Annotated in this window: 15 protein-coding genes, 1 tRNA gene and 2 other RNA genes; 8 read left to right on the forward strand and 10 right to left on the reverse strand. The window is 60.1% G+C overall.

Going from position 1 to position 12822, the window contains the following annotated elements; genetic code table 11:
* Positions 1–117 precede the first annotated feature (117 nt).
* The 7 genes from B5G28_RS12825 (at position 118) to B5G28_RS14575 (ending at position 3108) form a co-directional block, all read left to right on the forward strand.
* A complete protein-coding gene (locus B5G28_RS12825; RefSeq protein ID WP_343215559.1) occupies positions 118–522 on the forward strand; it encodes a hypothetical protein in 405 nt (134 codons plus the stop codon).
* Complete coding sequence (locus B5G28_RS12830) at positions 519–1148, forward strand: GH25 family lysozyme (protein ID WP_087249423.1); 630 nt, start codon at positions 519–521, stop codon at positions 1146–1148. Before B5G28_RS12825 ends, B5G28_RS12830 begins: the two co-directional genes overlap by 4 nt.
* Complete coding sequence (locus tag B5G28_RS12835; RefSeq protein ID WP_087249425.1) at positions 1148–1381, forward strand: hypothetical protein; 234 nt, start codon at positions 1148–1150, stop codon at positions 1379–1381. The genes B5G28_RS12830 and B5G28_RS12835 overlap by 1 nt, the downstream gene beginning before the upstream one ends.
* A gap of 16 nt (positions 1382–1397) precedes the next feature.
* Positions 1398–1640 (forward strand): phage holin, encoded by a 243-nt coding sequence (locus B5G28_RS12840; RefSeq protein ID WP_087249427.1) that lies wholly within the window; start codon positions 1398–1400, stop codon positions 1638–1640.
* A gap of 410 nt (positions 1641–2050) precedes the next feature.
* Positions 2051–2242: a hypothetical protein gene (locus B5G28_RS14565; protein WP_144265550.1), complete on the forward strand. Its 192-nt coding sequence runs from the start codon at positions 2051–2053 to the stop codon at positions 2240–2242.
* Between the two features lie 13 nt (positions 2243–2255).
* A complete protein-coding gene (locus B5G28_RS14570; RefSeq protein WP_144265551.1) occupies positions 2256–2804 on the forward strand; it encodes a hypothetical protein in 549 nt (182 codons plus the stop codon).
* A complete protein-coding gene (locus tag B5G28_RS14575; RefSeq protein WP_144265552.1) occupies positions 2794–3108 on the forward strand; it encodes a hypothetical protein in 315 nt (104 codons plus the stop codon). The genes B5G28_RS14570 and B5G28_RS14575 overlap by 11 nt, the downstream gene beginning before the upstream one ends.
* A 192-nt stretch (positions 3109–3300) precedes the next feature.
* Here the strand turns inward: B5G28_RS14575 and ssrA are convergent.
* From ssrA to B5G28_RS12890, 9 genes are all read right to left on the reverse strand, one after another.
* Positions 3301–3649: a transfer-messenger RNA gene (gene ssrA, locus B5G28_RS12850) on the reverse strand.
* A 122-nt stretch (positions 3650–3771) separates the two neighbouring features.
* Positions 3772–4251, reverse strand: a complete 480-nt coding sequence (smpB, locus tag B5G28_RS12855) for an SsrA-binding protein SmpB (protein ID WP_087249431.1) — start codon at positions 4249–4251, stop codon at positions 3772–3774.
* A 503-nt stretch (positions 4252–4754) separates the two neighbouring features.
* On the reverse strand, positions 4755–5354 hold the full coding sequence (gene recR / locus B5G28_RS12860) for a recombination mediator RecR (protein ID WP_087249433.1): 600 nt from the start codon (positions 5352–5354) through the stop codon (positions 4755–4757).
* 12 nt (positions 5355–5366) lie between these two features.
* Positions 5367–5711: a YbaB/EbfC family nucleoid-associated protein gene (locus B5G28_RS12865; protein WP_087249435.1), complete on the reverse strand. Its 345-nt coding sequence runs from the start codon at positions 5709–5711 to the stop codon at positions 5367–5369.
* A gap of 29 nt (positions 5712–5740) precedes the next feature.
* The gene (gene dnaX, locus B5G28_RS12870) at positions 5741–7801 is read right to left on the reverse strand and encodes a DNA polymerase III subunit gamma/tau (RefSeq protein ID WP_087249437.1); all 2061 of its coding nucleotides are present in this window, start codon (positions 7799–7801) and stop codon (positions 5741–5743) included.
* 85 nt (positions 7802–7886) lie between these two features.
* An RNA gene (gene ffs / locus B5G28_RS12875) (signal recognition particle sRNA small type) lies at positions 7887–7986 on the reverse strand.
* 829 nt (positions 7987–8815) lie between these two features.
* Positions 8816–9796 carry an ATP-binding protein gene (locus tag B5G28_RS12880; protein ID WP_087249439.1) on the reverse strand — a complete coding sequence of 327 codons (981 nt, stop codon included), beginning with the start codon at positions 9794–9796 and terminating at the stop codon, positions 8816–8818.
* Between the two features lie 35 nt (positions 9797–9831).
* Positions 9832–10746 (reverse strand): DnaD domain protein, encoded by a 915-nt coding sequence (locus B5G28_RS12885; RefSeq protein ID WP_087249441.1) that lies wholly within the window; start codon positions 10744–10746, stop codon positions 9832–9834.
* The gene (locus tag B5G28_RS12890; protein WP_087249443.1) at positions 10743–11090 is read right to left on the reverse strand and encodes a hypothetical protein; all 348 of its coding nucleotides are present in this window, start codon (positions 11088–11090) and stop codon (positions 10743–10745) included. The genes B5G28_RS12885 and B5G28_RS12890 overlap by 4 nt, the downstream gene beginning before the upstream one ends.
* Positions 11091–11236: 146 nt before the next feature.
* Between B5G28_RS12890 and B5G28_RS12895 the strand changes: the two genes are divergently transcribed.
* Positions 11237–11312 (forward strand) — tRNA-Gly (locus B5G28_RS12895).
* Between the two features lie 62 nt (positions 11313–11374).
* Here B5G28_RS12895 and B5G28_RS12900 read toward each other — a convergent pair.
* Positions 11375–12241 (reverse strand): DUF6291 domain-containing protein, encoded by an 867-nt coding sequence (locus B5G28_RS12900; protein ID WP_087249445.1) that lies wholly within the window; start codon positions 12239–12241, stop codon positions 11375–11377.
* Positions 12242–12822 lie beyond the last annotated feature (581 nt).

Below are 12822 nucleotides of genomic sequence, written 5' to 3' on the forward strand. Positions count from 1 at the left end.
TCCAGACAAAGACTGGCCTGGCTCCGCTCTCGCTTCGCCAGGCCAGTCTTTGATTCGTTTACTTCTACCCCTTGCAGGCCTCTTTTTTGTACTGTCCGCACAATATGGGGCGGTTCAGTGTGCGGGGGCTGTCTGTATGTGGTGCTGGAACTGCTGTGGCGGGGCCGCAGCCACTGGACCATGGCCCTCCTGGGCGGGGTCTGCTTTGTCCTGATCGGCCTCTTGAACGAGGTAATCCCCTGGGAGATGCCCCTGGTGCTCCAGGGGGTGATCGGCTCGGCCTGCATTGTCACGCCGCTGGAATTCGTCACCGGCTGCGTGGTGAACCTGTGGCTGGGCTGGGGCGTCTGGGATTATTCGGACCTGCCCTGCAACCTGCTGGGCCAGATCTGCCTGCCGTTCAGTTTGTTCTGGGTTTTGGTGGCCATGGCGGCTGCCGTCCTGGATGACTGGCTGCGGTGGCGCTGGTTTGGCGAGGAAAAACCGCATTATACACTGATCCGTTGGGGGAAAGGGGAATGACCATGAAAGACATCATCGACGTGAGCCGCTACCAGGGGACGATCGACTGGGACAAGCTGGCGGGGAAGATCGGCGGCGCCATGCTGAAAACGGTGAGTACCAACAAGAGCTTCGGCGGTATCTACATTGATCCCCAGTTTGAGCGCAACTATGCCGCCTGCAAGCGGCTGGGCATCCCGGTGGGGGTGTACTACTACACCTACGCCCAGGACGCCGCCACCGTCCAGGCCGAGCTGGGCAAGCTCCATGAGGCCCTGACCGGCAAGAGTTTGGAACTGCCGGTGGCGGTGGACGTGGAGGACAACAAGCTGAAGCCCCTTTCCGCCGACGCCCTCACCGACCTGGTGATCGCCGCGGCCGACGCCATCGAAAGCTGGGGCCTGTACGCCATGGTGTACACTTACACCTACTACGCCAACACCGAGCTGAACATGGACCGCCTGTCGGCCTACGATCTGTGGATTGCGGATTACCGGGCCAACCGCCCCACCCGCAAGCACGGGATGTGGCAGTACACCAGTACCGGCCGGCTGGACGGCATTGCTGGCAATGTGGACATTTCCCACGCCTATAAGGACTATCCGGCCATCATCGCCCGGGCGGGCCTGACACAGCTGCGGGGGTGATGCCGGTGGAAAGCATCATCGCGGCTGCCGTGTCCGGTGCAGTGACTCTGATCGGCGTCCTGATCGCCAACAGCAAGAGCCAGGCTGTCACCGACACCAAACTGGAGGAGCTGACCCGGGAGGTCCGGGAGCACAACAACTTCGCCCAGCGTGTACCGGTGCTGGAAGAAAAAATGAAGGTCGCCGACCATCGGATCAGCGACCTGGAAGAAAAACTGGAACACCGCACCTAAAAGAAAGGAGCACACCATGAACATTTCCGTCGGTACCATCGCCCGCACCGCCTGTCTGGCCCTGGCCCTGACCAATCAGCTGCTGTCGGCCGCCGGCAAGCCGGTGCTGCCCATTGAGGACAGCCAGCTGGAACAGCTAGTGACCTCGGGCCTCACCGTGGCCGCGTCCCTCGCCGCCTGGTGGAAGAACAACAGCTTTACCCCGGCGGCCATCAAGGCCGACGCCGATCTGAAGACCTACCGCAGCGCCGACAAGTAACCATCCCGCGCCCGGCGGCGCAGCCTTCCGCCGACTGATGATTTTCCCCGTCTCGAATCATTTTCGTGGTGTCACGAATTTGATCGAGGCGGGGATTTTTGTTTTGCAGCGAGGAAAAAGCCCCCGCCGGGCCAGGAAAATGCGTAAAAGACAAACCTCTTAAAATGTTTTGAATAAAACGTAATTGATGCTGAAAATATAAAAAATAAAGAGATAACGCAAATTGAATTAAAATAGTTGATTCGTTAAACTTTGCTTAAAAACAATACAAAATTTAATTTTAAGACCTATGTGAAAAAGTATTCCATTTTTTTGAAAAGTGTGATATTATATAAAAAATGCGCCATATAGTCATTTACAACATCCAATATGCAATGTAAAGATAGATTTGAGTAAAGGTGATAATTAACATGAATTGGAATGATCTTTTTATTAGTGATGAGATGTTTCATCTTATGTATGAAATTTCCAATGGATTTAATGATGATATTAATCGAAATCATCGTGTACGAGAAGCTGGAGAATCATTTGCGAAATTTATCGATGAGGGAAGTACGCGCTTGATTGAGGAAAATTTAGATATTGTGAAGTCTTTAATTTAATAAGGGGATTAGTATGCCTGTAGTTGATGAAAACGACAAAATAAGTTATGTGCCGCCAGAAGAAGATGTACTTAAAAAGAAAACAAATGATTTAATAGCTCAATTTGAAAAATATGCACAAGTTCATGGATTGTTGCCAGAGGAAATTTGTATTCAAAATATACTACTTCCCCGCATTCTTTTGCGTGTAGATAAACGCGAAGGATATTTTATGATTTTTCATGAACAAACGCGTATAAATGAAATTAAGCAAGCGGCCTTAATGGCATATTGGATTCTCAAGCTAAGGCCTTTTATGATTAAAACTCCAGATCCGGAACGTTTATATAAGTTCAGCCGAATTAATGAGGGTTTCGCTGCATTTTATTTATTAAGTGCATTTAAGAAATATTCGCAAATAAATGGAGCAAAGGAGAAGGGGTTATCTTCTCGATTGGTTGAGGAATTGATGTATGCCTTTACATATTGGGATTTAAGCAAAGAATCTATAATCTTGATTAGTGAATCAATAGCTGAATCTTTTTTTGGAATAGAAGCGCAAGGTATACAAAATGTCGATTGATATTACCAATATTTCATTTACAGAATTTATACAAAAACTTATAAATGAATGTGGAAAGCCGGGCATTTTCGTTGCGGGAGTATTGGTGGGTTGTTTTTTTACAAGGCTTTATTTTTTAAAGTTTCATTATATTAGATTGGAAAATGAACTTGCTGAATTGAAAAAAGAAAGACAAAAGTTTGAAGATCAATTTAAAGAACAAAAAGCAGAAAATGATCGCTTGAAAAGCCAACTGGCATACGTAAAAGATGATTTGTATATAAAGTATGCACTTCGTGATGATGATGTAACCAGTGTTCTATAAAGCTTATCACAAGGATCAATGCGGATAATTGGTAGTGTCAATATCCTAAACACAAACTTGCGAATAAAGAAGAAAGCCCTCGCGCTGCCTTATCAGCAGCGCGAGGGCTTTCTTCATTTCGGAACTGTGTTATAAAATGTGTTACAGGCTGCGCGTGACAGACTGCATTTCGCGTAAACACGTTCCTTTTGGTGGTGGAGGCGATGGGAGTCGAACCCATGTCCGAAAGGAGTTCAGCGTGAGTATCTCCGGGTGCAGGCGATCAACGACATTCCCTCCGCGTCACGCCGGTCGCCAGGCTAACGCTTCAGTAGCTTCATGAGTTCATGACGGTCCGCAAAGCTTAGGTCCGTTCACGTGCTGTGTCTAAAGGACGCCCCGGCCCCACACGACACAAGAGTGGGCGGAACGCGCAGCACTCAGGCTGCGAGCAACTGATACTTGTTGTTGTCAGTTATTGTTTTGGAGGATTTTAGAGCAGGTCCCCCGCTGCTACCCGCTGCCCAGGCCTCGCTCCCCCCGTCGAAACCTTTACGCCCCCATGATACGCGCCCGAAAGCGCGGGGAAGGTGAATGCGGAGGGGCATTTCTGCCCGGTAAAAGTGATGCGAAGAATCGGAAACCGGCTGGTTTCCGGCCATGGGCCCGGAGGGCCCGGCGGACTCAGTACAGGCGGCCGTTGGACTTGAGGGCCCGGTCGATGGAACGCTTGGCGTCCCGCTGGGCGGCATCGGCCCGCTTGTCGTAGAGTTTTTTGCCCTTGCACAGGCCCAGTTCCAGCTTGACCCGGCCGTGCTTGAAGTACAGCGACAGGGGAATCAGGGTGTAGCCCTGCAGTTTGCACTGCTGGCCCAGACGGCGAATCTCGCTCTTGTGGGCCAGGAGCCGCCGTTCACGGCGGGGATCGGCGTTGAAAATGTTGCCGTGGTCGTAGGGCGTGATGTGCATGCCCTTGACGATCAATTCGCCGCCGTCAATGTCCACCCAGCTGTCTTTCAGGTTGACGCCGCCGGCACGCAGGCTCTTGACCTCGGTGCCTTTCAGCTCGATGCCGGTTTCCAGCGCTTCCATCACAAAGTATTCGTGGCGCGCTTCCCGGTTGGTGGCGATGGTTTTGGTGGCCGGTTTTTCCTTGGCGGGCATCCAGCGCGCCTCCTTTCTCGATGAAATGGGAAACCGCCCCCGGCTGGGGCGTGTAAATTATTGTACCACAATTACGCAAAAGTGCAAGTTCCTTTTTCGAGAAAAAGGAACCAAAAAGCTTTTCAATGTGTACCATGAAGTTTGCGGGTCTCCGAAACTTCCACAGGGCCGTTACGCTAAAGCTCGCTCGTTACGTTTGCGCCTGTGGCGCGGTACGATGCAAACGGGTTCAAAACCTGACTTGATGCGTCAAGCATGGACACCCTCTTGATCAGCCTCCCGGGCTGCGCCCCGGTGAGTCCGAGGCAGCTTTGGCCCGGCGCGTCCAGTGGACGAAGTAGAAGCAACCCGCAGGAGAAGGGGAAGTTAAATACTTCGAGCCCCATGGGGGCGAGCCCGCAGGGCTGGGGGTTCCGCTTAAACAAAAAACCCGCCCGCCGGCAGGAACACCCCAAAACAGGATGCCCCGCGGCGGGCAGGAAAATACAGTCAATGACACAAGCTTACAGCTCGTGGCGGCCCTCCAGGGCGCGGAAAATGGTCTGGCGGTCGGCCTGCTCCAGCTTGGAGCCCACCGGCACGCCCGACGCCAGACGGGTGGTGCGCACGCCCAGAGGCTTGAGGGTGCGGGCCAGATAGATGGAAGTGGCGTCGCCCTCCACGCTGGGGGGCAGGCCCATGATGACCTCCTTGACGGTGGTGTCCGACATCCGGTTCACCAGTTCCCGGATGGTCAAATTTTCGGGTCCGATGCCCTTCACCGGGCTGATGAGGCCGTACAGCACATGGTACAGGCCCCGGTATTCCCGGGTCCGCTCGATGGCCTGGACGTCCCGGGCCGTCTCCACCACGCAGATCACCGAATGATCCCGCTTGGGGTCGGAACAAATGGGGCACAGGTTCCCTTCGGTATAGTTCTGGCACTGGCGGCACCGGTTCAGCTTAGTGTGCACCCCGCGGATGGCCTGCACCAGGCGGTCGGTCTGTTCCGACGACAGGTTCATCAGCTGGTACGCCAGGCGGGTGGCGCTCTTGTCCCCCAGGCCCGGCAGCCGCTTCAGCTCGTCAATCAGCACTTCCAGCGGCGCGGCGGTGTTGCTCATGCCGGCCCTCCCTTACAGGCCCAGGCCGGGGATGTTCAGACCGCCGGTCAGCTTGCCCATCTCGGCGGCGGCAGCCTGATCCACCGTCTCCACCACCGCATTCACGGCGGCGGCCACCAGATCCTGCAGCATCTCGATGTCGTCGGGGTCCACGGCCTCCGGCTTGATGGTCACATTCACCACCTGATGCTTGCCGTTCATGGTCACCGTCACCATCTCGCCGGGGGCGCTGGCGGTGTATTCGGTCTGCTCCAGCTCGGCCTGCTTGGCCTGCATGTCGCTCTGCATCTTCTGGGCCTGACGCATCAGGCTGTTCATATCGGGACGGCCATAGCCGCCGGGCATTCTTGCTTTCATGGCAAAATTCCTCCGTTGTGGTTGTGATGTCAGGACCGCCGCTTGCGGGCGTTGTCCTCGATGGTTACCTCCAGGCCCAGAGCTTCCAGCTTGTGCAGGGAGTCCTCGGCGGTGGTCTTTTGACGGGCTGCGGTTTTCTCGGGCTCGTAGGGCCCGATGGGCACCGCAATGCCCGATACTTCGGCAATCAGTTTCTTAATCAGCCGCTGGCTGCCCTTGTTCACCCGGATGAAATCCCGGAAGGTCTTGCCGCCGTCGATCAGCACCCGCACCCCGTCGAAATAGGCCCTGGACTTCTTCAGGTAGCCGTACAGCATGGGGTCGGTCTGCTGGATGCGGTTCACCACCTCGGCCCACTGGGGATAGGGGTTGACCCCGTCTGCGGCCGCACGGCGGGGCTTGTCCAGCTGGGGATCGGCGGCATACACCGGCTGAGGGGCCGGTTCCTCGGGAGGCGTCTCAGGCCAGGGGGCCGGGGGCGCCGGTTCTTCGGGCGGGGCTTCCTCCTCCCAGGGCGGCAGATCCTGTGCAGACTGCGCCGCGGGAGCCGTAGCCGGTGCGGCAGGTTCTTCCCAGGGGGGCAGGTCCTGTGCGGATTGTGCCGCGGGGGCCGCCGGTGCGGCGGGTTCCTCCCAGGGGGGCAGATCCCGTGCGGATTGTGCCGCGGGGGCCGCCGGTGCGGCGGGTTCCTCCCAGGGGGGCAAATCCTGCGGGGACTGTGCCGCGGGGGCCGTAGCCGGTGCGGCGGGCTCTTCCCAAGGGGGCAGATCCTGCGGGGACTGTGCCGCGGGGGCCGTAGCCGGTGCGGCGGGCTCTTCCCAAGGCGGCAAATCCTGCGTGGACTGTGCCGCGGGGGCGGCTGTGGATGCGGCGGGGGCAGGGGACACCGGCGCCGACGCAAAGGGCCGGACGGTGGTTTCCTGCCGGACGGGCTGGGAGGCCGCCGGAACGGCCTGACGCGCCGTCTGGGCGGCAGCCGCAGCCGGAACCGCGGCGGCCTGCTGGGTCTGGGCGGGTTCGGTGAGGCTGAACAGGGCAAGTTCCAGCTCGATGCGCTGGTCGCTGCCCCGGGCCATGTGTTCCAGCGCCACGCCCAGCGCCCGAATGGCCCGCACCGCCTCCCGCCGGCCCAAAGCGGGGCCCTGTTCCAGATAGAGGGCTTCCTCGTCGGGGGAGACGCCGCTCAGCAGTTCCTGGCCTCCCGGCAGGGCGGCCAGCATCAGGCTGCGGTAGTGGGCGATGAGTTCCTCGGTGAGGCGCTTGACGTCCACCGACTGCTGGCGCAGGGCGGCCAGCTCGGCCAGGGCGCCGGCGGCGTCCCGGGCGGACACCGCCTGCGAGATCCGGAACAGATAGCTCCGGTCGGTGACGCCCGCCATCCGGCGGACCACGTTTTCGTCGATGTCGGCGGTGACGCCGGCGCAGGTGTCCAGGATGGACAGGGCATCCCGCAATGCGCCGTCGGCCAGACGGGCGATGAGGGCGGCGGCCTTGTCGGTGAGGGACAGCCGTTCGGCGGCGGCCACCTGGGCCACCCGGCCCGCAATGTCCTCGGGGCTGATGCGGGTGAAGTCATACCGCTGGCACCGGGACCGGATGGTGGCGGGCACCTTCTGGATCTCGGTGGTGGCCAGAATAAAGATGACGTGGGCAGGGGGTTCTTCCAGGGTTTTCAGCAGGGCGTTGAACGCCGCCGTGGACAGCATGTGCACCTCGTCGATGATGTATACCTTATAAGTACAGCTGCTGGGGGTGTAGGCGGTCTCGTCCCGCAGGTCCCGGATATCGTCCACGCCGTTGTTGGAAGCGGCGTCCATTTCCACCACGTCCAGGAGGCTGCCGCCGTCGATGCCGCGGCAGACCGCACACTGGCAGCAGGGGTCGCCGCCCTGGGGGTTGAGGCAGTTGACGGCTTTGGCGAAGATCTTGGCACAGGTGGTTTTGCCGGTGCCGCGGACGCCGGTGAACAGGTACGCGTGGCCCACACGGCCGGAAGCTACCTGATTTTTCAGCGCGGCCACGATGGCGCGCTGGCCCACCACGTCCTCGAACCGCTGGGGCCGCCATTTGCGGTACAGCGCACGATACATTCCCACACCTCCCGAACGGTACGGATAATAAAAAAAGCGGACAGCGCTGCGGGGGAGGTTCCCCCGCCTTGCGAAGCTCGGCATACGAATGCAGGCTGGCTGAAACGCACCGTGCACGCCGCTTAAGGCTGCTTGGTTCCCCACCTGACCTGGTTCACAGCGGCCCAGTCGTACAGGGCCCGCATCCGTATGCCGAACCGCGCAGCAAGGCGCTGTCCGACCTGGTTGCCCACAGCCTGGCCGTGAGCATATGTTATTTTATCATATTCCCCTCAGAAATTCAAGTCCTCGCCCTTGATTTTGAGCGGGGGTGTTTTTGGATTAGATCATAAATAAGAAAAGGCTTTGCCGCTCTGCCGCTGACGACTTCTTTCTTTTACATTTTTGTCCGCTGCGCTAGGCCCAGAGGGGGAGGGAGGGGGTTTCGACTCCCCCTCCCTACCCCCTCTGGACTCCCTACCCTCCCTAACGACCAGGGTCTGTACCCTGGACCCAGACAGAGTGGTCGCTCCGGGCAAAAGCCTAAAAAAACACGACGGCCTTGGCCCGTTAAAACTTCGAGCGCTTACAAAAGACGGCCCGGTTTTTTCTTAACGGCTTTTGCCCGCCGCTCCGATTGAGACCACATGCCCGCCTCAGCGGGCTGGCGGTTCGGTGAATCTTTTGGTGCTGTGGGGCGCACACTTTGAAATTGCAAGGTGATACCTTTTTATCATCTAAACCCACCCAACCGCCCAATAGCGGAACCCCCAGCCCTGCGGGCTCGCCCCCATGGGGCTCTAAACCAAAAACACCCCCCGCCCAATAAAGGACGAGGGCTGTTATTTTTATAGGTTTTCAGCGCGTGCCGGGGATGAAAAACAGGCTACATAAAACTTTGGACTCACCGGGGCGCAGCCCGGGAGCCTTCTAAAGCGGCTGAAACCTGACCGCCGGCTGGGCCTTGTGAAGATTACAGCAGTCAGCGGTACCAGGTGAAAAGCTTTTTGCTTACTTTTTCTCCGAAAAAGTAAGTTAAGGTTCCAGGGCCTTTTTTAACCGGATGTCGTCGCCCAGGAAACGGTAGGGTACAAAGGCCGAGATGCGGCTGGCGACCTTTTCGGTGTAGAGCTTTTCCAGCAGGGTGCCGTCCACAATGTTGGAGGTCAGGATGGTGGGCCGGCGCCGTCCCAGCCGGTCGTTCAGCAGACTGTACAGGGTGCTGATGACAAAACTGGAATTGAACTCGGTGCCCAGATCGTCCAGAATCAGCAGATCCGCCCCGCCCACCGTGTCCAGAAGGGCATCCTTTTCGCCCGCCGGGTCGGACCCGAAATGCAGCGTCTCCACCCGGCTGAAAAAGTCCGGGCTGGAAATGTAAATCACATCGTACCCCTTGTCCAGGGCCGCCCCCGCCACCGCCAGGGCCGCATGGGTCTTGCCCAGGCCGGCGTTGCCGGTGAGCATCAGGTTTTCGCTGTCCAGGTCGAACTCCTCCGCGTAATCCCGCAGATCCGCCAGCAACTCCGCCATGTACTGGCGGACGCTGCGCCCCGTTTTCGGGTCGGGGGTGTTGGGATAGTAGTCCAGCTTCATGGTGTCGAAACTGGTCACCGACAGGCTGGACATGGCCTCGATTTCCTCCCGGCGCAGCCGCTGCATTTCCCGCCGCACACAGACACAGGTCTTGCCGTCCGCCACCCCCGTGTCCTGGCACAGGGAACAGGTATATTTGGGCTCCAGGGCCAGGGGCGAACGGCCGCTGGCCGCCAGCAGGGCGTCCCGCTTCTGCCGTGCCGCCGCCAGGGCCGAGGCCGCCGACGTCCGGTCGGCCCCCCGTGCCCCCGCCAGGGCGCACCGCACCCCGCAGGCCGTCACTTGGTCTTCCGCCGCCTTCAGGGCCGGAATCGCCGCCCGCGCCTCCGCCCGGGCATCCTCCGCCCGGGCCCGGGCCTTCTGCCGCCGCGCCGACACCGTCCGCATGGCCGCCTGGTATAGCTCGTTTCGTGTGCGCACTGTCTGCGCCTCCTTTTCTCTTGGCTGTGGGGAAGTTATTCTTTCCGCTTATGCCGCCGGGGCCGCTCCAGGGCGTCCTGCAAAAAGTCGTTGCCGCTGGGGGTCTCCCGGTCCACCCGCAGGTTCCGGCTGGCCCCCGCCACGGGGGCCGGACCCCGCACGTCCCGCACCGTCCGCAGGCCCTTGGCGTCCCATGTTTTCAGGATGCTGTTCCAATACCACAGATCCCGCCGCGGTCCCGCCTGGACCGCCGCCTCCTGCACCATGGCGTCGTCGTAGCCGTACACCTCGTACCACCGGGCAATGGCTTTCCGCCCGCCCAGGGTGAGGGCGTCCGGCTCCACCTGCAAGAGGCTGGCCACATACGCCTCCCGCTGCTGGCGCAGGGCCAGCAGTTTCAGGTGTGCGTCCGCCTCCTCGCCGGTCTGGACCCCTTCGGCCCGCCACACGTTCAGCTCGTGACTCAGGGCTCCCATGGTCCGCTTGCCCCGGCCCGCCAGGTACGCCAGACACAGCATCACCGTCTCGGGCTCGTGGCCTTCCTGCAAATACAGGTTCACCAGCTTTTCCATCTCGCTGTGGGTCAGCGCCCGGGCAAAGGTCCGCTGGGCGCAGTCGATGAGGCTGGCAATCATGGGATCGGTGCGGCTGGCCGCCGCAATCTCGTTCCAGCGCAGGGGAGTGGGGGTCGGCTCGCCGCCCGCCGGGGCGGCGTTTTCGTCGTACCGCTCCAGCAATCCCGCCCCCGCCCAGTAGGCCAGGGCGCTCTCGGCCGTCATCCGGCTCCGGAGCTTCAAATCCACACACAGCTTGTCCGGGTCGGTGACCCCTGTGGCCAGTACGTACAGCGCCACCCGGACGCTGGCTTCTTCGGCGGCGCCCAGCCGGGCAAACACCAGCTGCGGCACCGCCACCGTATCCCCCTGCTGGGGCTTGAGGCGGTAGATCATCCCTGTTCCTCCTCCTGCTCCTGGGCCGGCGGCGTCCAGGGCTCACAATCCAGAATCGACGGCGCCGTCTGCCAGCGGTCGGGGTCGGCGTCGTAGACGCTGCGTATCCATCCCCGGGCCGCCGTCAGGCCCTCCTCGTCCAGGGCAAAGGTTTCGCTCTGCCGCAGAGCCGGGTCGGTATACTCGATGGTCCAGGGCCCCGGCCAGATCTCCACCGTCAGGATGGCCTGCTCCCCGTCGTCGGTCTTGCGCTTGCCGGGGGTGGCCCGATAGCGCATTTCGGCCTGGTTGGCCGAATATACGTTCTTGTTCTTGAAATACAGCAGCCGCGGCAAATCCAGCATGACGGCCCCGCCTCCTTTCCCTGATGCCTTTTATTATAAGGCATCGGGGCCGAATTGCAAGACCCGCCGCCCGCCGGGCCAAAAAACTTTCCCCAAACCCGTTGACAAATCCACGCCCCCCTGCTAAAATAACAGGGTAACCTCGTGCAGGGTTAGCTCATCCGGTAGAGCGACTGCTTCCCAAGCAGTAGGCGGCGGGTTCGAGTCCCGTATCCTGCTCCAGTTTCGGCGGCAAACCATGGTGTTTGCCGTCTTTTTTTGTGCCTGGGGCAGGGAAAGGAGCGTCACCCCTTCCGCTTGTGCCGCCGGGGCCGGGCGGCGGCGTCCGCAAGAAAGTCGTTGCCGCTGGGACTGGGCCGGTCCACCCGCTTTCCTCCCCCTCCGCCGCCCCGATGGGCGGCTTGCCAGGCGGCCAGGGTCAGCTGTCCCGACGCCGCGGCCTGGTCCAGAATCCGCCCGATATAGGCCAGGGGACTGCGGGCCCCATGGGATGCCGCCTGCCGGATGGCCTCCAGGATGAGGCCCTCCTCCAGACCCTTCTCCCGATACCGGGCCAGCATCCGGGCGGCCTGGGCGGCCCCGTCGTATCCGCACTGAGTCCAAACCTGTTCCAGCTGGGTCGTCTCCTTCTCCTCCTCCGGGGCGCACGCCCCCGCAGGAATCGTCTCAGAGACAGGGACAGTCTCATGTACAGTCTCAGGGACAGGGACAGGAACATTCTCAGTCTCAGGTACAGGTACAGGGACAGGAACAGGTACAGTTACAGCTTGATTTGCTACCGTTTGCTTAGCAAAAGTAGCATTTGCTTGATTTGCTTGGGTTTGCCCGTCAGAATCCGGGCCGTCTGCGGGGGGTTCGACCTGGTTTTCTGCCTCAAGATGGGCCGCCCGCTGGCGGCCGCCGCGGGAACCCGCCTGACGCCGCTTTTCACGGGTGGCGTCCCATTTTTCGATGCTGGCGTCCAGGCGCTGGCGGATGAACTCCCATGCCATGGCCGCCACCGGGCTGTCCAGCTGGGGGACGGCGCCCGTCTCGGTATACTCCAGAATGGCGCAGAACAGCTGCCCCACATCCTCCATGGGGAGGCTGCGCAGGGGCTTGGCCCAATCGGTATAAAACAAAACGCTGGTCTTTTTCTCGGGTGTATCCATGACGGCCTCCTTTGGCGTGATGCGTGATGCGGCGGGGTGAAATGCTTTTGCATCCAGTGTAACGCACCCGGCCCGGGAGGGACAGGGTGTCCTTTTGGAGGGAATTTTCTGCGGTGGAAACTTTTGCGGGTGCGAACTGCGGCAGCGTCCAGAGGAGCAAACGGTCTTGAGGTCTCGTTCCCCCGGAGGGGGATGTCGCGCAGCGACAGGGGGACACATTAAATGGGCGGAGGGTGGGTTTAGATCGTAAATAAGCAAAAACTTTGCCGCTCTGCCCTTTAACACTCTGTTTCTTTTCCCTTTTTGTCCGCTGCGCTAGGCCCAGAGGGCTGCGCAGCCGAGGCGCTGCCTGCGGCAGAAACAGCCGAGGCGGAGCAGGGGCCGCGGTCTGTCTTTTGCGAGAGCGCAGCGACGCTCGAAGCAAAAGCAGGGCACCGCAACCCGGAGCAGGGAGGGGCGGCTCTCTTGCGCTTAGCCGATTTTTGCGGCGCGCCGCGGAGGGCGCTTGCAAAAACCGGAGCGCTGCGCCAGCTTCGGCCCGGCTGTTTCGTCCACTGGACGCGCCGGGCCAAAGCTGCCCT

Source organism: Faecalibacterium sp. An77 (genome assembly GCF_002161315.1).
Taxonomy (GTDB): domain Bacteria; phylum Bacillota; class Clostridia; order Oscillospirales; family Ruminococcaceae; genus Faecalibacterium.